The organism is Sinorhizobium kostiense (genome assembly GCF_017874595.1).
In the GTDB taxonomy this organism is placed as follows: domain Bacteria; phylum Pseudomonadota; class Alphaproteobacteria; order Rhizobiales; family Rhizobiaceae; genus Sinorhizobium; species Sinorhizobium kostiense.
The window spans coordinates 1,226,491-1,247,280 of the sequence record NZ_JAGILA010000002.1 but is presented as its reverse complement, the minus strand read 5'-3'; the positions used below and the strand labels follow the sequence as shown (position 1 = coordinate 1,247,280).

General features: G+C 62.9%; 22 protein-coding genes, 1 tRNA gene and 1 other RNA gene. 12 read left to right on the top strand and 12 right to left on the bottom strand.

The window, feature by feature from the left end; all coding sequences use genetic code 11:
* The first annotated feature begins 23 nt into the window (after positions 1 to 23).
* Both J2Z31_RS12370 and J2Z31_RS12365 read left to right on the top strand, forming a co-directional pair.
* Positions 24 to 761, top strand: coding sequence for a sulfate transporter family protein (locus J2Z31_RS12370; RefSeq protein WP_209602170.1), 738 nt, complete (start codon positions 24 to 26; stop codon positions 759 to 761).
* Between the two features lie 42 nt (positions 762 to 803).
* Positions 804 to 1,010, top strand: coding sequence for a SlyX family protein (locus tag J2Z31_RS12365; RefSeq protein ID WP_209602169.1), 207 nt, complete (start codon positions 804 to 806; stop codon positions 1,008 to 1,010).
* A 125-nt stretch (positions 1,011 to 1,135) separates the two neighbouring features.
* Here the strand turns inward: J2Z31_RS12365 and J2Z31_RS12360 are convergent, their stop codons facing one another.
* The 3 genes from J2Z31_RS12360 to J2Z31_RS12350 form a co-directional block, all read right to left on the bottom strand.
* Entirely contained in the window at positions 1,136 to 2,128 is a 993-nt protein-coding gene (locus tag J2Z31_RS12360) for a BMP family lipoprotein (RefSeq protein WP_209602168.1), read from the bottom strand.
* Between the two features lie 229 nt (positions 2,129 to 2,357).
* Positions 2,358 to 3,008 carry a peptide-methionine (S)-S-oxide reductase MsrA gene (msrA, locus tag J2Z31_RS12355; RefSeq protein WP_209602167.1) on the bottom strand — a complete coding sequence of 217 codons (651 nt, stop codon included), beginning with the start codon at positions 3,006 to 3,008 and terminating at the stop codon, positions 2,358 to 2,360.
* A gap of 48 nt (positions 3,009 to 3,056) precedes the next feature.
* Entirely contained in the window at positions 3,057 to 3,374 is a 318-nt protein-coding gene (locus J2Z31_RS12350) for a hypothetical protein (RefSeq protein ID WP_209602166.1), read from the bottom strand.
* A 262-nt stretch (positions 3,375 to 3,636) separates the two neighbouring features.
* Here J2Z31_RS12350 and J2Z31_RS12345 point away from each other — a divergent pair.
* Positions 3,637 to 3,726 (top strand) — tRNA-Ser (locus J2Z31_RS12345).
* Positions 3,727 to 3,781: 55 nt separating this feature from the next.
* Here the strand turns inward: J2Z31_RS12345 and J2Z31_RS12340 are convergent.
* On the bottom strand, positions 3,782 to 4,489 hold the full coding sequence (locus tag J2Z31_RS12340; protein ID WP_209602165.1) for an SOS response-associated peptidase: 708 nt from the start codon (positions 4,487 to 4,489) through the stop codon (positions 3,782 to 3,784).
* Between the two features lie 140 nt (positions 4,490 to 4,629).
* The gene (locus J2Z31_RS12335) at positions 4,630 to 4,905 is read right to left on the bottom strand and encodes a BON domain-containing protein (RefSeq protein WP_209602164.1); all 276 of its coding nucleotides are present in this window, start codon (positions 4,903 to 4,905) and stop codon (positions 4,630 to 4,632) included.
* A gap of 242 nt (positions 4,906 to 5,147) precedes the next feature.
* Between J2Z31_RS12335 and J2Z31_RS12330 the strand changes: the two genes are divergently transcribed.
* Positions 5,148 to 6,092 (top strand): AEC family transporter, encoded by a 945-nt coding sequence (locus tag J2Z31_RS12330; RefSeq protein WP_209602163.1) that lies wholly within the window; start codon positions 5,148 to 5,150, stop codon positions 6,090 to 6,092.
* Between the two features lie 51 nt (positions 6,093 to 6,143).
* Here J2Z31_RS12330 and J2Z31_RS12325 read toward each other — a convergent pair whose 3' ends face one another.
* Positions 6,144 to 7,241: a branched-chain amino acid aminotransferase gene (locus J2Z31_RS12325; protein ID WP_209602162.1), complete on the bottom strand. Its 1,098-nt coding sequence runs from the start codon at positions 7,239 to 7,241 to the stop codon at positions 6,144 to 6,146.
* Between the two features lie 267 nt (positions 7,242 to 7,508).
* On the bottom strand, positions 7,509 to 8,147 hold the full coding sequence (locus tag J2Z31_RS12320) for a c-type cytochrome (RefSeq protein WP_209602161.1): 639 nt from the start codon (positions 8,145 to 8,147) through the stop codon (positions 7,509 to 7,511).
* A 156-nt stretch (positions 8,148 to 8,303) separates the two neighbouring features.
* On the opposite strand from J2Z31_RS12320, the gene J2Z31_RS12315 reads away from it, so the two are divergent.
* The 3 genes from J2Z31_RS12315 to J2Z31_RS12305 all read left to right on the top strand — a co-directional run bounded on the left by J2Z31_RS12315 (position 8,304) and on the right by J2Z31_RS12305 (position 10,272).
* Positions 8,304 to 9,056: a 3-deoxy-manno-octulosonate cytidylyltransferase gene (locus J2Z31_RS12315; RefSeq protein ID WP_209602160.1), complete on the top strand. Its 753-nt coding sequence runs from the start codon at positions 8,304 to 8,306 to the stop codon at positions 9,054 to 9,056.
* Between the two features lie 12 nt (positions 9,057 to 9,068).
* A complete protein-coding gene (locus J2Z31_RS12310) occupies positions 9,069 to 9,923 on the top strand; it encodes a prephenate dehydratase (protein WP_209602159.1) in 855 nt (284 codons plus the stop codon).
* A 211-nt stretch (positions 9,924 to 10,134) separates the two neighbouring features.
* A complete protein-coding gene (locus J2Z31_RS12305) occupies positions 10,135 to 10,272 on the top strand; it encodes a DUF1127 domain-containing protein (protein ID WP_209602158.1) in 138 nt (45 codons plus the stop codon).
* A gap of 118 nt (positions 10,273 to 10,390) precedes the next feature.
* Here J2Z31_RS12305 and nudC read toward each other — a convergent pair whose 3' ends face one another.
* Both nudC and J2Z31_RS12295 read right to left on the bottom strand, forming a co-directional pair.
* On the bottom strand, positions 10,391 to 11,371 hold the full coding sequence (nudC, locus tag J2Z31_RS12300; protein ID WP_209602157.1) for an NAD(+) diphosphatase: 981 nt from the start codon (positions 11,369 to 11,371) through the stop codon (positions 10,391 to 10,393).
* A 2-nt stretch (positions 11,372 to 11,373) separates the two neighbouring features.
* Positions 11,374 to 11,778 (bottom strand): HIT domain-containing protein, encoded by a 405-nt coding sequence (locus J2Z31_RS12295; RefSeq protein WP_209602156.1) that lies wholly within the window; start codon positions 11,776 to 11,778, stop codon positions 11,374 to 11,376.
* Positions 11,779 to 11,880: 102 nt separating this feature from the next.
* Between J2Z31_RS12295 and ffs the strand changes: the two genes are divergently transcribed.
* The 5 genes from ffs (at position 11,881) to J2Z31_RS12270 (ending at position 16,431) form a co-directional block, all read left to right on the top strand.
* Positions 11,881 to 11,978, top strand: an RNA gene (ffs, locus tag J2Z31_RS12290) — signal recognition particle sRNA small type.
* A 48-nt stretch (positions 11,979 to 12,026) separates the two neighbouring features.
* A complete protein-coding gene (locus J2Z31_RS12285; RefSeq protein ID WP_209602155.1) occupies positions 12,027 to 13,916 on the top strand; it encodes a DNA polymerase III subunit gamma/tau in 1,890 nt (629 codons plus the stop codon).
* A 75-nt stretch (positions 13,917 to 13,991) separates the two neighbouring features.
* Positions 13,992 to 14,315, top strand: coding sequence for a YbaB/EbfC family nucleoid-associated protein (locus J2Z31_RS12280; RefSeq protein WP_209602154.1), 324 nt, complete (start codon positions 13,992 to 13,994; stop codon positions 14,313 to 14,315).
* A 241-nt stretch (positions 14,316 to 14,556) separates the two neighbouring features.
* On the top strand, positions 14,557 to 15,162 hold the full coding sequence (gene recR / locus J2Z31_RS12275) for a recombination mediator RecR (protein WP_209602153.1): 606 nt from the start codon (positions 14,557 to 14,559) through the stop codon (positions 15,160 to 15,162).
* Between the two features lie 30 nt (positions 15,163 to 15,192).
* Positions 15,193 to 16,431, top strand: a complete 1,239-nt coding sequence (locus J2Z31_RS12270) for a lytic murein transglycosylase (RefSeq protein ID WP_209602152.1) — start codon at positions 15,193 to 15,195, stop codon at positions 16,429 to 16,431.
* A 52-nt stretch (positions 16,432 to 16,483) separates the two neighbouring features.
* On the opposite strand, the gene J2Z31_RS12265 is transcribed toward J2Z31_RS12270, so the two are convergent.
* The 3 genes from J2Z31_RS12265 to rpsO all read right to left on the bottom strand — a co-directional run bounded on the left by J2Z31_RS12265 (position 16,484) and on the right by rpsO (position 20,623).
* A complete protein-coding gene (locus J2Z31_RS12265; protein WP_209602151.1) occupies positions 16,484 to 17,500 on the bottom strand; it encodes a class I SAM-dependent methyltransferase in 1,017 nt (338 codons plus the stop codon).
* Positions 17,501 to 17,750: 250 nt separating this feature from the next.
* Complete coding sequence (gene pnp / locus J2Z31_RS12260; protein WP_209602150.1) at positions 17,751 to 19,904, bottom strand: polyribonucleotide nucleotidyltransferase; 2,154 nt, start codon at positions 19,902 to 19,904, stop codon at positions 17,751 to 17,753.
* Positions 19,905 to 20,353: 449 nt separating this feature from the next.
* Positions 20,354 to 20,623, bottom strand: coding sequence for a 30S ribosomal protein S15 (rpsO, locus tag J2Z31_RS12255; RefSeq protein ID WP_209602149.1), 270 nt, complete (start codon positions 20,621 to 20,623; stop codon positions 20,354 to 20,356).
* Positions 20,624 to 20,790 lie beyond the last annotated feature (167 nt).

Here is a 20,790-nt window from a genome sequence, read left to right as displayed (position 1 = left end):
TATGTGCTCTAGGGAGACAGGTCATGATTCTCGAGGCGGCGCGTCTTGCCTTCGCCAACCTTTTCGCGGTCGAGACGCGTGCCGTTTTCTGGAAGGTCATAGGGCTTACTCTGCTTTCGCTCGTCGCGCTCTGGTTCGCATTGCGCGAACTGTTCGCCTGGCTTGCGCTGCCCTGGATCGACACCTTGATACCCGGCACGCCCGAATGGGCGGGATGGTTCACTTTCGTTCTCGGTATTTTCGCAAGCCTCGGACTTGCCCTTGGGCTGGCGCTGCTGCTCGCACCGGTTACGGCGATGATCGCCGGTTTCTTTCTCGACGACGTTGCCGAGGTCGTGGAGAAGCGCGACTATCCCGGCGAGCCGCCGGGGGTGCCGTTGCCGCTTGCCGAGGCGGTCGTCAGTTCGGCGAAATTCCTCGGCGTCGTCATTCTCGGCAATATTCTCGCGCTCTTCCTCCTGCTCGTACCCGGGCTCAACCTCATCGCCTTCTTTCTCGTCAACGGTTATCTGCTCGGGCGCGAATTCTTCGAGTTCGCCGCCATGCGGCATCGAAGGCCGGAGGAGGCCCGGCTCTTCCGCAGGAAGCATCGCGCAACCGTATTCCTTGGAGGGCTGCTGCTAGCTGCCTTCCTGGCCGTGCCGCTGCTCAACCTGCTGACGCCGCTTTTCGCGGCCGGCATGATGGTGCATTTGCACAAGCTGCTTTCCGCCCGCGACCCGGGTTTTGCCCAAAGTATCGCTGCCCCGGCGCGAGCCTGAGGCGTAGGGGTAGCTGCCGATATGAAGAGATTGGAGAACAGCATGAGCGAGGACGACCGGATCACCCGCCTCGAGGAAATGATGGCGCACCAGGCCAAGACGATCGAGGAGCTCTCGGATCAACTGGCTGAGCAATGGAAAGTGGTCGAACAGACGCGTGCCAAACTCGATCGGCTGACGGAGCGCTTCCTGTCGCTCGAGGAGCAGACGCGGGAAGCGACCCCGGTGACGCGCCCGCCGCACTACTGACGCCAACTGCAGTGGATTCTGTCCGATCAGATCGGTCAGAATCCACTGCAGTTGGTATCACAGGCCACACAAAAAAGCCGCCGGCTCGTCTTCGAACCGGCGGCTTCGATTGACCTTCAGCCCGATCAGTAGGGGCAGGTCTCGTCGGTCATGTAGTCGTGCACCTGGACTTTGCCGGCGATGATCTCTGCCTTGACCTTCTCGACCGCATCGAGCATTTCCGGCGTGATCACGGCCTTGTTATGTTCGTCGAGGGCGTAACCGACGCCGTCTTCCTTGAGGCCGAGATTGGAGACGCCGAATTCGAACTTGTCGTCCTTGGCGGTCGTGAAGGCGTCGTAGACGGCGACGTCGACGCGCTTCAGCATCGAGGTCAGCACCTTGCCCGGCTGCAGCATGTTCTGGTTGGAGTCGACGCCGATGCCGAGCTTGCCGGCATCTGCCGCCGCCTGCAGAACACCGACGCCAGTGCCGCCGGCCGCGTGATAGACGACGTCCGCGCCCTGGTCGATCTGCGACTTGGCGATTTCACCGCCCTTGACCGGATCGTTCCAGGCGTCCGGGGTCGTACCCGTATAGGCTTCGAGCACCTTTACGCCCTCGCCGGTCGACTTGGCGCCACCGACATAGCCGCAGGCGAACTTGTGAATCAGCGGGATGTCCATGCCGCCGACGAAGCCGACGGTCTTCGTCTTGGAGGCGAGGCCGGCGAGCACGCCGACAAGATAGGAGCCTTCCTGCTCCTTGAAGACGATCGACTTCACGTTCGGCTTCTCGACGACCATATCGATGATGGCGAACTTGGTCTCCGGATATTCCGGAGCGATCTTCTCGAGCGATGCGGCCCAGTTGAAACCGGCCATGACGATGGGGCTGTTGCCGTCGCTGGCGAAGCGGCGAAGCGCCTGCTCGCGTTGGGCATCGTTGGCGATCTCGAATTCGCGATACTCGATACCGGTTTCGGCCTTGAACTTTTCGGCGCCGTTATAGGCGGCCTCGTTGAAGGACTTGTCGAACTTGCCACCGAGATCGTAGATGATCGCGGGCTTGATGTCGGCGGCGAGTGCCGTCGCGGACATCATCGAAAAAGCAAAGAGACCGAGAATAGTTTTTTTCATCTTTCAGCCCTGTCGTCGCAATTGAATGTTTTCGGGTCTTCCGGGCGAAACCGTGCCGCGGATCCCGCCCCTCTTCTGTTTAAGGCTTGGGTGGCCGCATCCTTGCACGGCTCAAGCAAAAAAACACTCAAAATTTTTCGGATGGTAAAAAAGCCGCCGGCCCTGGTGCAAAGGGCCGGCGGCGAAGAGCTTGTAGGGAGAAAACGGGGGCCTCCCAACCCGAATCCGCTCAACCGATCGGGCAGCTGACGCCGGTTCCACGCAATCCGCAATAGCCGTCGGGGTTTTTGGCGAGATATTGCTGGTGGTAGTCCTCGGCGAAATAGAAGGGACCGGCCATTGCGATTTCCGTCGTGATCTCGCGTCCATGGTTGAAGGCGGTCAGCGCCTTGCGAAAGGCGTTGCGGGCCGCGTTCGCTTCGGCAAGCTGCTCTTCGTCATAGACGTAGATCGTCGAGCGGTAGGTGGTGCCGACATCGTTGCCTTGCCGCATGCCCTGGGTCGGGTCGTGCTCCTCGAAAAAGGTCTTGAGCAGGCGGGCAAACGAGATCTTTTCGGGATCATAGACGACCAGCACCACCTCGGCATGGCCAGTCAGCCCCGTCGTCGTCTCCTGATAGGTCGGGTTCGGCGTCAGCCCGCCGGAATAGCCGACCGCCGTTACGCAAACGCCGGGCATCTTCCAGAAAAGCCGCTCGGCGCCCCAGAAGCAACCCATGCCGAAGAGAACCTTCTTCGTGCCGTCGGGGTAGGGACCTTTCAGCGGGCGCCCGGAGACGAAATGCGTCTCGGCCGTCGGGATCTCTTGCGTGCGACCGGGTAGCGCCGTCTCGGCATCCGGTAGGATCGTCTTCTTGTTGAACATGTCGATCAGAAACATCTCGGGCTCCTTTCGCGCCGGAGGCATTGAGGATCGAGCGGGACGGGCTCAGGCGGCAAAGCGCCCGGCGGCGGGCCTCTTCCTGTAGCCCGCCATCCAGAGAAGCAAGGCGATAACAAGAAAAACGGCGAAGGCCGGCTGCTTGAACATCCAGTGCAATGCGGTGAGCCAGAAGGCCGGCCCGGCATCCGCGCGCTGCAACGACTGCACCCAACCTGCTGCATCCGGCCCGAGGACCTCGATGCCGTCGGCAAGCGGGGTCATCACTGGAGCGGAGGCCGCTACCGACTGGATCGAATCGATCGTGCCGGCAAAAACGGCGGCCGTAAGCGCGAGAAAGCTTGCAATGCGCAAGAAGAGCCGCATTCGTCCTCCTTTGCTGGGCATTCGCGCCGCTCGTCCATTGGCTCCCTCGAGGCGGGCAGTCTTACGAGTTTGCGCGTCCCGCGCATAGAAATAGGCGTGCCGCCGGAGATGCGCAATGGCAGCACCTCCTCCGCCATCTCGCGTCCTGTCAACAATCTGTCAGAAACCAGTTGATCCCGCCGGCATCATCGGTATATATCGCGCCCGTCCGCCGGATTTGCCGGCGTCACACCAGCCGGACTGACCACCGGCTGAGACGGATGGACAGGTGGCCGAGTGGTTGAAGGCGCACGCCTGGAACGCGTGTATACGTGAAAGCGTATCGAGGGTTCGAATCCCTCTCTGTCCGCCATCCTGCCCTTTTGAACTCACGTTCAGTCCGACTGACGCGGTGCCGCTGGGCCGGATCACGTGACCGGATCGATGGGATCAAGCACATCCGCCGTATCGTTTTTCGGCGACCCCACCTTCCGGTCGATCGGCCACATGGTCATCAGTTCCGCCGGATACGGCTTCATCAGGTCTGAAGGGTCCGTTTCCGAGGAGAGCCAGCGGTCGTAGTCTTCTCGTGCGAGGATCACCGGCATGCGGTCGTGGATCTTCGCCATCATCTCGTTCGCCGGGCAGGTGATGACTGAAAAGGTGCGGATGTCCTCGTCCGTCTTCGGGTCGCGCCAGGTATCCCAGATGCCGGCGAGCGCGAAGGGTTCGCCGGAGTTCATGGCAATGGCGTAGGGCTGCTTCAGCTTGCCGGTGCCATGGATGTCCTTCCACTCGAAAAAGCCGTCGATAGGGATGAGGCAGCGGCGGTAGCGATAGGCGTGCTTGAAGAGGCCGATCGTGGAAATGCCTTCGCAGCGTGCATTGACCGGCGGTGGCCGACCGGGTGTCTTCATCCAGCGCGGAATGAGCCCCCAGCGGGCGCTGACGAAGGTCGGCCCGAACACATCCGGGTCTCGGATCACGTCGGTGATGATGATCGGGTAGGTGAGGGAGGGCGCGCCGTTATAGCGCGGCAACTGGTTGGCCATGCCCATGACTGCGCTCCGCTCGGCAAAGGAGAAGCCGCGCAACAGCTCGTCGAGATTGCTTTTGATATAGACGCGTCCGCACATCGCGAGCCTCCTCTGAGGAAGGTAGCCCCTCCGTGCCAAGCGTCAACCGCTGAGCGATCGGCAGGGAACGGCTTCGACAAGGTCTCGACGTTTCGACGCCGAGCCAGTGCGACGCTCTTTTCGATAGCCGGCACGCGGGGCTAAATCTCCCCCGCCTGCCCACGTGCGATGAGTCGGTTCTCGACCTTTCCCACCCCGATGACCGAAGCGGCGGCTTCGCCGGCGCAGGCGATATCTGCTTCCCGCGGGACGGAACCGAAAAGGATTACCATGTTGCCGGCGGCGATGACGGAGATGTCGCTCGTGTCGATGAGGGTTGCGTAATGAAGGAAGCGCGTAACCTTCTCCGCCAGCGCATCCCCGGTCAGATGCGGGTCGTCGTCCCGATGCGAATAGATCGGATCTTCCGTTGCCATGGCCCAGTCCTTGCTTCGCAACGCTTGCGTCGACCGAAAGGTTCCGCTCACGTTTCGGCGGCGGCGTCCTGATCCATGTGATGCTGCATGCCCTTGCCTCTGTCGATCAAACGGCGCTATGGCTGTACCCGCACCTGCATGAACGAAGGCGCGCTCATCCCCGCCCGCCATCCAAATCGCCCTTCTGGAATCGCCCGCGATCGTCGATTCATCTCCGACCGTCGTGGACCAAAGGCCTGCCCATGTCCGAAGTCTTCCTGAACGTGCTTCCGATTTTCATCCTGATCCTGACCGGCTGGCTCGTCGTCCGATTCGGCTATCTGGGGCCGGCCGTCGGGGAGGCGCTTGGCGATTTCGTCTTTCGCGTGGCTGTGCCGGTCCTGCTCTTCCGCACCCTGGCCGAGGCGGATTTCAAGGAAGGTTCGCCTTGGCCGCTCTGGCTTGCCTATTTCTCAGGGGTGGCCGTCACCTGGACCATCGGTCATCTCGCCGCCACCCTCGGCTTCGGCCGTGATCCGCGCATGGGCGTGCTCGCAGGCGTCTCGTCCGCCTTCGCCAATACCGTTTTCATCGGCCTGCCGCTCGTTTCCCGGGTTGTCGGCGAGGAGGGGGTCGTGGCGTTGTCGATCCTGCTTTCGGTGCACTTGCCGGTGATGATGATCGCCGGGACCGTGTTCATGGAGCGGGCTGAACGCAAGACGAGCGGCAAGCCGGGGCAAGGCCTCGCCAGGTTGCTTGTTGGGGTCGCGCGCAATCTCGTCCGCAATCCGTTGGTGATCGGGCTTGCCTTCGGCGCGCTCTTCCATCTTGTCGGCCAGCCGCTCGGCGGGCCGGCAAAGATCGTTGTCGATCAGCTTGCCGGTGTTGCCGCGCCTGCCGCGCTGGTCTCGATCGGCATGGCGCTCAACAGATACGGCCTCGCAGGCAATACCGGGCTTGCCACCGTTACCAGCGCCCTGAAGCTCCTGGTCCTGCCGGGGGTGGTATTCGCCGCCTGCCATCTTCTCGGACTGAGCGAGAGCTGGACCGCGGCGCTGGTGCTGACCTCGTCCGTGCCGACCGGCGTCAATGCCTGGCTAATCGCCAATCATTTCAATGTCGGCCACGCGCTCGCCTCATCGACGATCACGCTGACGACGGCGCTCGGCGTCGTCAGCGTTTCCGCCTGGGCCTATCTGTTGATGTGATCGCGAGATTGGCCCTATGCACCGGGCCGGGAAACGGCAAGCCCGAGGGCGTCAGAACAGCCGGTCGATCCAGCCGTGCGGGTCGGGCGCGCGGCCGTTCTGGATGTCGAGCAGCGCTGCCTTCAGCTTGCCCGTGACCTGGCCGGCGCCGCCACTGCCGATGGTGAAGTTGTATTTGCGGCCCTTCACTTGGCCAATCGGGGTGACGACCGCCGCCGTACCGCAGGCGAAGGCTTCGGTGAGGCGACCGCTCTTTGCATCCGCCTCCCACCGATCGATGGCATAGGGTTCCTCGCGCACGGTGAGCCCGAGGTCGCGGGCGAGCGTGATCAGCGAATCGCGGGTGATGCCGGGCAGGATCGTGCCGGTGAGCGGCGGCGTCTGCAGCGATCCGTCGTCGAAGAGGAAGAAGACGTTCATGCCGCCGAGTTCCTCGACATAGCGCCGCTCGACCGCGTCGAGGAAGATCACCTGCTCGCAGCCTTCCCGGGTCGCTTCGGCCTGGGCGGCGAGGCTCGCGGCATAATTGCCGCCGCACTTGGCTTCGCCGGTTCCGCCCGGAGCCGCCCGCGTGTAGTTCTCGGAAACCCAGAGCGTCACCGCCGGTGCTCCCCCCTTGAAATAGGAACCGACCGAAGAGGCGATCACGCAATAGATATAATCGGAGGACGGCTTGACCCCGAGAAGCACCTCGGTGGAGATCATGAAGGGCCGGAGGTAAAGAGCGGCTCCGTCGGCGCTCGGGATCCAGTCGCGATCGACGCGGACCAGTTCGCGCACGGACTGGACGAACATGTCCTCGGGCAGAGGAGCCATGGCCAGTCTGAGGGCGGAGTTGCGGAACCGGCGGGCATTGGCGTCCGGGCGGAACAGTGCCGCTCCGCCGTCGCGCAGCCGGTAGGCCTTCATGCCCTCGAAGATCTCCTGGGCGTAATGGAACACCACGGTCGCGGGATCGAGATCGAAAGCCCTGCGGGCTTCGATCCTGCCATCATGCCAGCCGCGCCCCTCGGAATAGCGGATCGTCACCATGTGATCGGTGAACACGCGGCCGAAGCCGGGGTTCTCAAGCAGCGCCTCGCGCTCGCTCGCCGCCAGCGGGTTCTGGTTCTTCTCGAACAGGAAAGTCTTTGCCTGGCTCTCGGTCATCTATCGTCCGCTCCTTCGGTCCGAGCGGATACGTCCCGCTCGTCATCGGGCGGGATTTAGCTCAGATCAGATCGCATCGGGTTGCGTTCATGCTTTCATATGCACAGATTTTATCATTGCCAAAGCAAAATCCGACAGCGGTGATTTCGGAGGCGCCCCTAGCGCTTTCGCCCGCCTTCTTGGAGGTGCGCGAGGACTGTACCGCTGGAGGCGACACGAAAAAGCCCGGCTAGGGCCGGGCTTTCTCAAAGGACTGTCTGAGGACGCTCAGTTGGCCGGGGCGGGAGCGGGTGCCGGGGTTCCCTGGGCAGCCTCGCCTTGCGCCGGAGCGGCTTCGGTAGCTCCGGTTGCGTCGGCGGCGGGCAGCGGCGCCGGGCTGTCCGCCTGCTCGCGCAGCCAAGCGATCAGGTTGGCCCGTTCGTCGGCCTTCTTGATGCCGGCAAAGCCCATCGCCGTGCCAGGTACGTGCTTCTTCGGCGCTTCGAGGAAGTAGCTGAGATGGTCGTAGTCCCAGACGACCTTGCCGCCTTCTGCGAAGGTCTGCATGCCGGCGGAATAGCTGAAGCCCTCATGCGAGGCGACCGGGCGGTTGACGATGCTCCAGAGATTCGGGCCGACCTTGTTGGGTCCGCCCTTCTCCACGGTGTGACAGCTTGCGCACTTCTTGAACGCGGCTTCGCCCGCGGAGGCGTCGGCCTTGGCCAGCAGCGGACCGATCGGTTCGGAAGTGGCTTCACCGCCGCCGGCAGCATCCGGCTCTCCGGTCGTCTCCTCGGCGACGATCGCGAAGCCTTCCTTCTCGGGAGCTTCGGAATGGAAAATGCCTTCCGATGCGATGGAAACGGTCATCAGCACGAAGACCGTACCCAGCAAGGCACCCACACCCATGTTCACATATGGATTCATCTGCAAACGCTCCCTTTGCCACCGGCGCAAACAAAAGGCCGGCCCATCTTGAAATCGCGCGGAACCTATGTCTTTTGGCTCTGCGTTGCAACAGTGATTATCGGCCCCGCAGTGAGACCTTTTGACACTTTCCGTGGGGACTTTGAAGGCCGAAAAATGATTCGAGAAAAATCGCGCAAATCGATCGTGCTCATTCCAGCGCGCCTGGCGTCCACGCGCCTGCCGGGAAAGCCGCTCGCCGACATTTGCGGCCTGCCGATGATCGTACAGGTGGCCAGGCGCGCTCAGGAGGCCGATGTCGGCCGAATCGTCGTCGCCGTCGATCACCCGGAGGTGTTCCAAGTGGTGCGCGATGCCGGGTTCGAGGCGATCATGACACGGGAAGACCACCAGTCCGGCTCCGACCGGATCTTCGAGGCGCTCATGAAGGCCGACCCGGAGGGTGAGGCCGAGATCGTCATCAACGTGCAGGGGGACTTGCCGACGATCGAGCCGGAGCCGATCCGCGCGGCGCTGAAGCCGCTCGAGGATGCAGCGACCGACATTGCCACGCTCACGGTTGCGATTACCGACGAGCATGAGAAGACCAATCCCAACGTCGTCAAGGTCGTCGGCTCGCCGCTTTCGGAGAGTCGGCTGCGAGCGCTCTATTTCACCCGCGCCACCGCGCCGCACGGGACGGGCCCGCTCTATCACCATATCGGCCTCTATGCCTATCGGCGCAAGGCGCTCGAGACCTTCGTGTCGCTGAAGCCCTCGACGCTCGAGAAGCGCGAGTCGCTCGAGCAACTGCGGGCGCTCGAAGCCGGCATGCGCATCGATGTCGAAATCGTCGACTCCGTGCCGCTCGGCGTCGATACGCCGGGCGACCTCGAGAAGGCCCGCCGCATTCTTCGAGCCAGAAGCTGAGGGGAAATCAAAGTGATTGCCAAAACGAACCGGATTTCCTTCCAGGGCGACTACGGCGCCAATTCCGACATGGCCTGCCGCGACATGTTCCCGTCGATGGAGCCGCTGCCCTGCCAGACTTTCGAGGATGCCTTTCTGGCGGTGGAAAATGGCGAGGCCGATCTCGCCATGATCCCGATCGAGAACACCATTGCGGGACGCGTGGCCGATATCCATCACCTTCTGCCGGAGTCGCGTCTGCATATCGTCGGCGAGTATTTCATGCCGATCCGCTTCCAGCTGATGGTGCTGCCGGGCGTCAAGCACGACGAGATCCGCACTGTGCACAGCCATATCCACGCTCTTGGCCAGTGCCGCAAGATCGTCCGTGCCAATCGCTGGAAGCCGGTCGTGGCGGGAGACACCGCGGGCGCAGCCAAGCTCGTCAAGGAGAACGGCGACCGCTCGATGGCGGCGCTTGCGCCGCGCCTTGCCGCCGATCTCTACGGGCTCGAAATCATCGCCGAGAATGTGGAGGATACCGATAGCAACGTCACCCGTTTCGTCGTGCTTTCGCGCGAGGAGAAGGGGATTGCACGGAAGTCGGACGAGGAGTTGATCATCACCACTTTCGTCTTCAAGGTGCGCAATATCCCGGCCGCCCTTTACAAGGCGCTCGGCGGCTTTGCGACGAACGGTATCAACATGACGAAGCTCGAAAGCTATCAGCTCGGCGGTAAGTTCTACGCGACGCAGTTCTATGCGGATATCGAGGGCCACCCGGACGACCTGGGCGTGCGCCACGCGATGGACGAACTGCGGTTCTTCTCGGAAAACGTGCGCATACTCGGCAGCTACCCGGCGCATCCGATGCGCGGCGTGCTCTGAGGTCCAGCGGGGATCAGGTGCCGCGGCCGGTGTGATTCCCAGGCACGAGTGGCTCCGGACCGCGGCGATCGTGCATTTCCCCTGCGGAGAAAAATGGCAAAAGTGCGTTAGCCGGCTACGCGTTCAGCGCATGCCTAATCTGCAATCGCGGTGCTACTTAAATCTTGGGCAAATGCCTATTTGACACTCGTCAAGATATGGAGTGTCAAATATGAAAATCCGCCAGAAGCTCATGGAATATGCAACGAAGCGCCGCGCGATCCGCGAGTTGAAAGCTCTGGATGACCACGCGCTGAGCGACATCGGCCTTTCCCGTTCGCAGATTCACGCCGCCGTCTACGGCCGCTGATCCTGGTCCCCCTGAATCGACCTCGATTAAGGGGAAATGCGATGCCGGTCCTGCGCTGCCGGTTGACGCCGGATGCGAGGACCTGCCATCGCCGGCACTTAGGCCCTGTGAAACCCTCTCAGCTTCGCTCCGGCCAGGCTAGCCAGTCGCGCATGAGCTGATGCGCAATCGCCCCCTTCGGTGGCGGAATGTGCTCGTCGCCCGTGTCGGCAATTCCGGTGGTGCGCTCCAGCATCGCCTCGGTCTCCGCCCGCGTGAACCAGCGCACGTCCTCCAGTTCCTGCTCGTCGCGCCGGATGGCGGTCGACTTCGCCTCGGCATAGCAGCCGATCATCAGCGAATGCGGCAGCGGCCAGGGCTGGGAGGCGTGATAACGCACGCGGCCGATGCGGATACCCGCCTCCTCCTGCGTCTCCCGTCGGACTGCATTCTCGATCGTTTCGCCCGGTTCCACGAAGCCGGCGAGGCAGGAATACATGCCCGGCGCGAAGTGCGGGCTGCGCCCGAGCAGGCAGAGGTCGCGCTCGATATCGATCGTCAGCATGATGACGACCGGGTCCGTGCGCGGAAAGACCATGTGTCCGCAGGCGGTGCAGACCCTCCGATAGCCGCCGGCCGCTCCGTCCATCGGGCCGCCGCAACGGCCGCAGAAGCGATTGTTGGCGTTCCAGACAATCAGGCTCGACCCCTGTGCAAACTGCCCCAGCAGTTCTTCCGGCAGCATCTGCTGGCGGTAGAGCATGCGCGCATCGGCGATCTTGAAGGGCTCCGGTACGGTTTCCTCGGTGAGGCCCGAGGGTACCGCAAGCCGCGGTTCTCCATTCGGGAGGTAACCGAGCAGGATGGCCTCGTCGAGCGTCGGCTCGAGGCCGGCGAGTTCATAGGGCGCAAAGAGCGGGTCAATGATCTTCGCGTCATGCTTGACGATCAGCTTGGCGCCGGAGAAGGCGAGAAAATGCGCGCCGGGATGCTTCAGGGCCGCTTCCAGGCAATCGTCCGGCCGGTGCTCGGACTGCCGGTCGAGGTGATTTTCGGCGAAAGCGACGAAGGTGCTCGGCTCCGGGTGAGGGCTGTGAAGATCGAAGATCGTTTTCGTCATGTTCAAAGATTTTCCAGTATGCCTGCTGCGAATGCCTCATGCTCCGTCTCCGGCCAGGGCTCGGCCTTTCCGAACCCCCAGACGGGACCCGGCCAGTTGGGATCGCCCGTCCGGCGTGCGATGACATGCACATGAAGCTGCCGGACCACGTTGCCGAGTGCGCCGACATTGATCTTCTCGGCTCCGGTCACTTTCTTAAGGGCCGTTGCCACCAGCATCGTTTCGAAGGTCAGCATCGTCTGGTCGAGCGGCGACAGATCGAAAATTTCCGAAACACCTTCGCGCTGGGGTATGAGGATAAGCCAGGGCCAACGCCGATCATTCATCAGGCGCAATTGGCAGAGACCGATCGATGCGATCGGGATGCCGTCGCGCTCGAGGCGCTCGTCGAGCGTGAAGGTTGACAAGAGATTCTCCTCGAAAGGGATTCGCCTAGTTTCGCATTATCGATATCAGTTTTTTGATGGCTTGGCTTGCATTTGCTTCAGATATTGCCGATATGGAGGCCGGGAGGTTGGTGGTGGACGAGCCACTCGCCAACCGGGTCAGGTCCGGAAGGAAGCAGCCCTAACGAGCTCCGGCACGGGTCACCGTGCCAGCCTCCCACCTTCTTCTCCGTCCTGTCGGGACACGAGTTCGAACAGCGGCAGGGTCGATGAGCGACGAAGCGCCTATTTCATCCGCCAATCCACCCCCCCATTCGCCTGTTGACAAACCGGCCGCCTACCGCGTTCTGGCGCGCAAGTATCGCCCCAAGGATTTCTCGGACCTCATGGTCGGGCAGGAGCCGATGGTGCGCACGCTCACCAACGCCTTCGAGACCGGCCGCATAGCTCAGGCCTATATGCTGACCGGCGTGCGCGGCGTCGGCAAGACGACAACGGCGCGTATCCTGGCGCGGGCGCTGAACTACAAGACAGCGGAGATCGACAGACCGACGATCGACCTTCGCGTCCTCGGTGAGCATTGCCAGGCGATCATGGACGGCCGCCATGTCGACGTGATCGAGATGGACGCCGCTTCGCATACCGGCATCGACGACATTCGCGAAATCATCGAGCAGGTACGCTATCGGCCGGTCTCCGCCCGCTACAAGGTCTACATCATCGACGAAGTGCACATGCTCTCGACCCAGGCCTTCAACGGCCTCCTGAAGACGCTGGAAGAGCCGCCGGAGCACGTGAAGTTCATCTTCGCGACCACCGAGATCCGCAAAGTGCCGATCACCGTGCTGTCGCGCTGCCAGCGCTTCGATTTGAGGCGCATCAGCGCCTCCGATCTCGTCGGCCTCTTCTCGACGATCCTCAGCAAGGAGGCCGTGGCTTTCGAGCCGGAAGCACTTGCGATGGTGGCTCGCGCGGCGGAAGGCTCGGCGCGCGACGGGCTGTCGCTGGTCGACCAGGCGATCGCCCATGGCGGCGGCGCCGTCCAGGTGGAGACTGTGCGCTCGATGCTGGGGCTCGCCGACAGAGCCCGCATCGTCGATCTCTTCGAGCACATCATCAAGGGCGATGCGGCCGCAGCGCTGCGCGAATTCGGCGCTCAATACGAGGCAGGGGCCAATCCCACCGTGGTCTTGACCGACCTCGCCGATTTCACCCATCTCGTCACGCGCATGAAATACGTGCCCGAGGCGGCAAACGACCAGTCGCTGAGCGAGATCGAGCGCACGCGCGGCGCCGAGTTCGCGGGCAGCATCGCGGTCACCACCCTCTCGCGCATTTGGCAGATGCTGTTGAAGGGCATTCCCGAAGCGGAAAGTTCCGCGCGCCCGGCGGGTGCTGCCGAGATGGTCCTGATCCGGCTTGCCCATGCCGCCCATCTTCCCTCGCCGGAGGAGGCCGCGCGAAGGCTGCTCGAGCTTTCGGGTGGGGAAGCCGGCGGACGCCCGACACCGACGCGCAGTGGCGGCAGCGCTGAGCAGCAGTCCGCCGGTGGGTCGATCGAGGCCCGTTCCAGGGAGGCGGCGCCCCAGCAAAGGCCGTCCGGCAACGGTGCCACGATGCTGCGCGCCGTCCCGGATGCCGCACCACAGCCGATCGGCGTCGGCCGCACCGAGGAAAGTCTGGCGCCGGCACCCGCCGCAAGACCCGAGCCGAAGGTCCCGGTCAACTCGATCAGCGATATCGCCGAACTCTGCGCGAAGAACCGCGACATCAAGCTGAAGACGCTGGTGCGTGGTTTCCTGCGCCTCGTGCATATCGAGCCGGGCCGCCTCGACGTCAACCTGCCCGAGGACGCACCGAAGACGCTGCTCGGTGAACTCGCGGTCAAGCTCAAGGAATGGACCGGTATTCACTGGGTCGTCAGCTACAGCCGTGAACCCGGCGAACCGACGCTCGTCGAGGCAGAGCAGCGGGCTCAGGAAGAGCGCGTCAACGACGCGCGCCAGGATCCGGACGTTGCCGCGATCCTCGCGCGCTTTCCCGGTGCCCGGATCACCGATGTGCGTTTTCGCGCCGCGGCAGAGGAGGTTGAAGCCCTTGTGCCGGCCGCCGCCGAATCCGAGGACGGCGATATCGTGCCCGGTGACGATATAGAATAGCGACGACATCGAGTAGCATGGCGAATAGCACAAGCGGCGCTATTTCAGGCACAAATACAAGAACAGGAGACGACGATGCGCGACATCATGGGCATGATGGGCAAGGTCAAGGAAATGCAGGCGAAGATGGAGAAGCTGCAGGCGGAGATCGCTGCGCTCGAAGTCGACGGCACCTCGGGCGGAGGCCTCGTCACTGTCCGCCTCGACGGCAAGGGCCATCTGAAAAGTCTGAAGATCGATCCCTCACTCTTCAAGGAAGACGACGTCGAAATCCTCGAAGATCTGATCGTTGCCGCCCACAAGGATGCCAAGGAGAAGGCCGAGGCCGTGCAGGCCGAAAAGACCCGCGAGCTGACGGCCGGTCTTCCGATTCCTCCCGGCATGAAGCTGCCGTTCTGATCCGCGTTCACGCGCTCAGCGGGTTTCTTCGTCGGCGTCATGCTCAAGGGCGTTCGCAGGGCCGCTCTGCTTGTTCCTGCCGCATTACAGCGCCGCGCGTCTTATCAGACGCGCAAAGGTCGCTGTAGCACTTTGAACTGCTGCATGTCTTTGTCCTTAAATCGAGCTCGATTTAAGGAGACATGCTGTAGTGCGAAGTCAGATGATTCCACCTGACTGCAAAATGCTATAAAAGCCGCCCATGGCAAAGCGAGTCACCGGTCCCGAAATCGAAAAGCTCATCCAGCTCCTGGCGAAGGTGCCGGGCCTCGGGCCGCGTTCCGCCCGGCGGGCGGCCCTGCATCTCGTCAAGAAGAAGGAGCAATTGCTCGGGCCGCTTGCCGAAGCAATGGGCGAGGCGCACCGCAAGGTCAGGCTCTGCTCCTGCTGTGGCAACGTCGATACGATCGATCCTTGTACGGTCTGCACCGATGAGCGGCGCGATCAGTCGGTGATCATCGTGGTGGAGGACGTTGCCGATCTCTGGGCGCTGGAGCGTGCGGGCGCGATGAACGCCGCCTACCACGTGCTCGGCGGCACGCTGTCGCCGCTCGATGGCATCGGTCCGGACGATCTCAATATCAAGAACCTCGTCGATCGAGTCGCCAGGGGCGGCGTGCGCGAGCTGATCATCGCCGTCAACGCCACCGTCGAGGGCCAGACGACGGCGCATTACATCACCGACCAGCTCGAAGGCATGGAGGTGAAGATCACCCGCCTTGCCCATGGCGTCCCCGTCGGCGGCGAGCTCGACTATCTCGACGAAGGCACGCTGACAGCCGCGCTCAGGGCGCGTACGACCATCTGATCATTGCCTCTATCGAATTACGGAAGCCGCATGCTGAAATTCCTTTTTGCCTTGATCCTTTCGTTCGCGTCTTTCACCGGATGCTGTTTCGCCGCATCGAAAGCCGATGTCGAAAGCGACTTCCGTCAATGGCTGCAGAACGATCTCTGGCCGGAGGCCGAAAAGGCCGGCATTTCCGCCGCTTCTTTCAGGGCTGCCTTTCGGGATGTGAGACTTTATTGGGATCTTCCCGATCTGGCGCCGCCCGGCTTTCCAAAGGCGAAGCAGCGCAAGCAGAGTCAAGCCGAGTTTTCCTCACCCGGCTCCTATTTCTCGGAGAAGCGACTGCAGGGACTGGCGGCGACCGGCCGCAGTCTTGCGAGCGCCCATGCCTCGACATTGCAGAAGATCGAGAGAACCTATGGCGTTTCCGGGTCGGTCATCCTTGCGATCTGGGGACGCGAATCGGGCTTCGGCCGGGCGAACATCCCGCATCCGATCATGGATGTGCTGGCGACCAAGGCCTTCATGTCGACGCGGCCCGAGCTTTTCCGGCGCGAGCTGATCGCCGCGCTTCACATGCTCGCGAGCGGCGACGTCCGGCAAGCGGACATGCGCGGCTCATGGGCGGGCGCCATGGGCCAGCCGCAATTCCTGCCCTCGAGCTTTCTGAAATACGCTGTCGATTTCGACGGCGACGGCCGCCGCGACATCTGGAGTTCCGTTCCGGACAGCCTCGCCTCCGTCGCAAACTACCTCTCCGAGAAAGGTTGGCAGAGCGGCCGTGACTGGGGTTTCGAAGTTTCGATCCCGGCAACGGTATCTTGTGCTCAGGAAGGCCCGGACCTTGCCCGCCCCATCGCCGATTGGGTCGAAATGGGGATAGCGCGCGTGTCCGGAAAGCCTTTTCCGCCGGGGGAGCGCTCGGCTCCCGGCATGATGCTGGTGCCTGCCGGCAGGCATGGCCCTAGCTTCGTGGTTACGCCGAATTTTTACGTCCTCAAGGAATACAACAATTCCGATCTCTACGCGCTTTTCATTGGGAATCTCGCCGATCGCATCGCCGCGGGAAGCGGCGCCTTTCGGGCTGAGTGGGGCGATGTCGGCAAGATGCTGCGTTCCGACGTGCTTGGCATGCAGAAGGCGCTCACGGCGGTTGGCTACGATGTCGGTAAGGTCGACGGATTGCCCGGCTACAAGACCCGTCGCTCGCTTGGCGACTGGCAGGCGAAGAACGGCATCACGCCCACCTGCTTTCCGGATGCCTCGCTGAAGGCGAGGCTGCGGTAATCTCTCCCGCAGCCTGGCATGGCACTTGGCGCGTCAGATAAGTCGCGCTTCTTCAGCGCTTCGCCCAGAGCACCTTGAAGCGCGCATTGCGGCAGGTTTCGCCGCTTTGCTGAAAAGTCTCGCTGAGGACCTGTTCGTAGGGCAGGCCGCGATTGGCCACCAGCATCAGCCGACCGCCATGTTTGAGGGCCTTGGCGGCCGCGCGGATCATCGCCGCGCCGAGTGCCGGCTCTGCGGCATGCCCTTCGTGGAAGGGCGGGTTCATGACGATCAGATCGTACTTGTCGCGTGTCTCCTCGGCCGTCAGGTCGTGCCAATAGAAGCGTGCCGGTGTCGAGGACGCATTCGTCGCCATGTTGACACGGGCAGCCTCCAACGCCTCGTAATCCGCTTCGAAGAGGTCTATGCCCTTGAGACCTGGTGAGGCCTCGGCGAGCTTCACCGAAAGATAGCCCCAACCCGCGCCGAAGTCCGCTGCATGACCGGTGAAATCACGGGGCAAACGCGAGGCGAGCAACTCGGAGCCGGCATCGACGCGGTCATGCGAGAACATCCCGGGCGAGGCCTCGAAAACGCCGTCGACGCGCACCGGAACCTTGGCGAGCCTGGCGGCGGCCTCGGACACGTCGTCCGGCCGAGTAAACCAGAAGGCGACGCCATGATATTTTGGCATGGAATCGCCATCCCAGCCGAATCTTGCAATCTTCTTGCGCAACGGCTGAATGCCGTCTTCCTTAGCGCCTGCGACGACGATCAGGGCGCCGGTGCGGGTGCGCTTCAGCGCCTCGGCGATCCTGTTCTCGTTTTCGCCTTTGTGCTTGCCGCAGAGCACCAGTGCGACGTCATACTCGTCTCCGGTAGCAATCGGCGCGACGTCGGCCTGCGCGGCTTTAAGAGCGCGATAGACGGGCTTCAGCGGCTGTACGGCAGCGATGGATCCGGCGAAGCCTCCGGGCAGCCTGTAACCGGCCTCGGCGCCCAGGAAGAGAACGCGCTCGCCTTCCTGCGGAGCTTCGATGACGCCGGTATCGAACGGGTAGAACAGAGTTTTCAGCGCGTCGCGGCTCATGGGCTGGATTCCGATTTCAAGGTCAATGGCGAAACCCCTCCACACAAGGGGGAGGGCTTACCTGTCGCCCCGCCTCTCCATTCCTCAACGGTTCCTCGATTTCGGAGGTTCGGATGGCGGCAGGCGGGTGAGCAGTGAGCCCCTCCCCCTTGTGGGGAGGGGTCGGGGAGGGGCCTTACGACGGCGGAAACGGAGCGTGGCTCCGCACTTGCGCACGGAGCCACGCTCGAATGCTTCGGGCGATTCGCCCTTATTCGGCCGCTTCGCCGCCGTCCTTCTTTTCGCTCTTCTCGGCGACGACCTCCTTGCCGGTCGCCTGGTCGACGACCTTCATGGAGAGGCGGACCTTGCCGCGCTCGTCGAAGCCCATCAGCTTGACCCAGACCTTGTCGCCTTCCTTGACGACGTCGGTCGTCTTGGCGACTCGCTCGGAGGCGAGCTGCGAGATGTGGACGAGGCCGTCGCGCGCGCCGAAGAAATTGACGAAGGCGCCGAAGTCGGCGGTCTTGACGACCGTGCCTTCGTAGATCTGCCCGACTTCCGGCTCGGCGACGATCGAGTGGATCCACTTGCGGGCGGCTTCGATCTCCTTCGAGGAGGACGAGGCGATCTTGACAGTGCCGTCGTCCTCGATGTTGATCTTGGCGCCGGTCTTTTCGACGATTTCGCGGATGACCTTGCCGCCGGAGCCGATGACTTCACGGATCTTGTCGACCGGGATGTTCATGACTTCGATGCGCGGCGCGAATTCGCCGAGCTGGCCGCGGCTCTCGGAGATCGCCTTGGCCATTTCGCCGAGAATGTGGACACGGCCGCTTTTGGCCTGGTCGAGCGCCACCTTCATGATCTCTTCGGTGATGCCGGCGATCTTGATGTCCATCTGCAGCGAGGTGACGCCGGCTTCGGTGCCCGCAACCTTGAAGTCCATGTCGCCGAGATGGTCCTCGTCGCCAAGGATATCGGAGAGAACGGCGAAGCGGTCGTCTTCCTTGATCAGGCCCATGGCGATGCCGGCGACGGGCTTGGCGATCGGAACGCCGGCGTCCATCAGCGCCAGCGATGTGCCGCAGACGGTCGCCATCGAGGACGAGCCGTTCGACTCGGTGATTTCCGAGACGACCCGCAACGTGTAGGGGAACTGTTCCGCCGTCGGCAGCATCGGATGGATTGCGCGCCAGGCAAGCTTGCCGTGGCCGATTTCGCGGCGGCCCGGCGAACCGAGACGACCTGTTTCACCGACCGAGAAGGGCGGGAAGTTGTAGTGCAGCATGAAGTTTTCCTTGTACATGCCGGTCAAGGAATCGACATACTGCTCGTCTTCGCCGGTGCCGAGCGTCGCAACCACGATCGCCTGCGTCTCGCCGCGCGTGAACAGCGCGGAGCCGTGGGTGCGTGGCAGAAGGCCAACCTCGGCGACGATCGGACGGACGGTGACGAGATCGCGGCCGTCGATGCGGCTCTGCGTGTCGAGGATGTTCCAGCGAACGATTTTCGCCTGCAGGTGCTTGAAGACGGCGGCGATCTCTTCTGCGGTGTGCCCGGGATTCTCGACGCCCTCCGGCAGGAAGTGTTCCTTGACCTTCGTCTTGACGGCATCGACGGCGGCGTAGCGTGCCGCCTTCTCGGTGATCTTGTAGGCGTTGCGCAGCTCGGCCTCGGCAATTTCGAGCATGGCGTTCTCGAGGGCCGAATGGTCCTCCGGCTCAAATTCGCGCGGCTCCTTGGCGGCGACTTCTGCAAGCTTGATGACCGCGTCGATCACCGGCTGGAAGCCCCTGTGGCCGAACATCACGGCGCCGAGCATGACGTCCTCGGGCAGTTCCTTGGCTTCCGATTCGACCATCAGCACGGCGTCCTGGGTACCGGCCACGACGAGGTCGAGCGAGGATTCGTCCATTTCGTCGAGGTGCGGGTTGAGGACATATTCGCCGTTGATGTAGCCGACGCGTGCCCCGCCGACCGGGCCCATGAAGGGTACGCCGGAAAGCGTCAGCGCCGCGGAGGCGGCGACCATCGCCACGACGTCCGGGTCGTTCTCGAGGTCATGTTGCATGACAGTGAGGATGACCTGGGTGTCGTTCTTGTAGCCTTCCGGGAAGAGCGGGCGGATCGGCCGGTCGATCAGGCGCGAGACCAGCGTCTCGTTCTCGGTCGGGCGGCCTTCGCGCTTGAAGTAACCGCCAGGAATCTTGCCGGCGGCGTAGGTCTTCTCCTGGTAGTTGACGGTCAGCGGAAAGAAGTCCTGGCCCGGCTTCGGCGCCTTGGCCGAAACGACGGTGGCGAGCACGACGGTTTCGCCGTAGGTGGCGAGAACCGCGCCGTCAGCCTGGCGGGCAATCTTGCCGGTTTCGAGCTTGAGCGGGCGCCCGGCCCATTCGATTTCTACCTTGTGAGTCTCGAACATGTTCTGTCCTTCGTGTGCGAGAGAGCGTCCGCGGCCGATGCGGCGCGGGCGATCTCTATGCCGCTTTATTTGGCGCATCACGGGCAAGACAACGGGAGGCTTCTAATCAGAACCGGCCGCTCGCCGCTTGGCGCGCACCCGCATGGAAGCGCTCCGGCAAGCAGGCGCCGAAGCATCCTGCAATCCTGCCCCATGACGGGCCATCGGTTGATCCGCGATACCGGCCCATCCGGTTCGCTGGACGGTCCCCCTTCCGAAAGCGCCTCCGGCGCCCGTGAGGGACGGTTTCAACAGCGCCCTACGCCCTTCTGGCGCTGGAGGTCGCTGTTTCACTCTTGAATACCCTGCACTCCTAACTCCGGATTGGTTCCGTTTTAAGGAGAGATGCAGCCGGCGCGCGGGCGCCAAAAAAGCCGGCGGATCGCAGAACGACCCGCCGGTCAACTTCGTTAGCGGCGGATGCCGAGGGCACCGATCAGCTTGTTGTAGCGCGCTTCGTCCTTCTTCTTCAAATAGTCGAGGAGCGAACGACGGCTGGAAACCAGCGCGAGAAGACCACGGCGGGAATGGTTGTCCTTCTTGTGGTCCTTGAAGTGTTCGGTGAGGTTGTTGATCCGTTCGGTCAGAAGCGCAACCTGAACTTCCGGAGAGCCGGTGTCGCCGTCGGCGGTCGCGAATTCCTTGATGAGTTGAGCCTTGCGCTCTGCAGTGATCGACATCGGATGATCCTTTCGTTTCGAGGATTTTCGGGTCGCCGGCAGCCGGGATGTCGTCCAGCCGCGGCCGTTCACACGAGAGGCCGTGCCTTTCGCTGGCGTGCCTATAACCGAAACCGATTGAAAAGGGAAGGGTGATGCCGACGGGGCGCGCAACACCTGCTGCCGCA

Coding starts and splice junctions, on each gene's coding strand:
- J2Z31_RS12370 (WP_209602170.1), top strand. CDS start 24: ATGATTCTCGAGGCGGCGCGTCTTGCCTTCGCCAACCTTTTCGCGGTC.
- J2Z31_RS12365 (WP_209602169.1), top strand. CDS start 804: ATGAGCGAGGACGACCGGATCACCCGCCTCGAGGAAATGATGGCGCAC.
- J2Z31_RS12360 (WP_209602168.1), bottom strand. CDS start 2,128: ATGAAAAAAACTATTCTCGGTCTCTTTGCTTTTTCGATGATGTCCGCG.
- msrA (WP_209602167.1), bottom strand. CDS start 3,008: ATGTTTCTGATCGACATGTTCAACAAGAAGACGATCCTACCGGATGCC.
- J2Z31_RS12350 (WP_209602166.1), bottom strand. CDS start 3,374: ATGCGGCTCTTCTTGCGCATTGCAAGCTTTCTCGCGCTTACGGCCGCC.
- J2Z31_RS12340 (WP_209602165.1), bottom strand. CDS start 4,489: ATGTGCGGACGCGTCTATATCAAAAGCAATCTCGACGAGCTGTTGCGC.
- J2Z31_RS12335 (WP_209602164.1), bottom strand. CDS start 4,905: ATGGCAACGGAAGATCCGATCTATTCGCATCGGGACGACGACCCGCAT.
- J2Z31_RS12330 (WP_209602163.1), top strand. CDS start 5,148: ATGTCCGAAGTCTTCCTGAACGTGCTTCCGATTTTCATCCTGATCCTG.
- J2Z31_RS12325 (WP_209602162.1), bottom strand. CDS start 7,241: ATGACCGAGAGCCAGGCAAAGACTTTCCTGTTCGAGAAGAACCAGAAC.
- J2Z31_RS12320 (WP_209602161.1), bottom strand. CDS start 8,147: ATGAATCCATATGTGAACATGGGTGTGGGTGCCTTGCTGGGTACGGTC.
- J2Z31_RS12315 (WP_209602160.1), top strand. CDS start 8,304: ATGATTCGAGAAAAATCGCGCAAATCGATCGTGCTCATTCCAGCGCGC.
- J2Z31_RS12305 (WP_209602158.1), top strand. CDS start 10,135: ATGAAAATCCGCCAGAAGCTCATGGAATATGCAACGAAGCGCCGCGCG.
- nudC (WP_209602157.1), bottom strand. CDS start 11,371: ATGACGAAAACGATCTTCGATCTTCACAGCCCTCACCCGGAGCCGAGC.
- J2Z31_RS12285 (WP_209602155.1), top strand. CDS start 12,027: ATGAGCGACGAAGCGCCTATTTCATCCGCCAATCCACCCCCCCATTCG.
- J2Z31_RS12280 (WP_209602154.1), top strand. CDS start 13,992: ATGCGCGACATCATGGGCATGATGGGCAAGGTCAAGGAAATGCAGGCG.
- recR (WP_209602153.1), top strand. CDS start 14,557: ATGGCAAAGCGAGTCACCGGTCCCGAAATCGAAAAGCTCATCCAGCTC.
- J2Z31_RS12270 (WP_209602152.1), top strand. CDS start 15,193: ATGCTGAAATTCCTTTTTGCCTTGATCCTTTCGTTCGCGTCTTTCACC.
- J2Z31_RS12265 (WP_209602151.1), bottom strand. CDS start 17,500: ATGAGCCGCGACGCGCTGAAAACTCTGTTCTACCCGTTCGATACCGGC.
- pnp (WP_209602150.1), bottom strand. CDS start 19,904: ATGTTCGAGACTCACAAGGTAGAAATCGAATGGGCCGGGCGCCCGCTC.
- rpsO (WP_209602149.1), bottom strand. CDS start 20,623: ATGTCGATCACTGCAGAGCGCAAGGCTCAACTCATCAAGGAATTCGCG.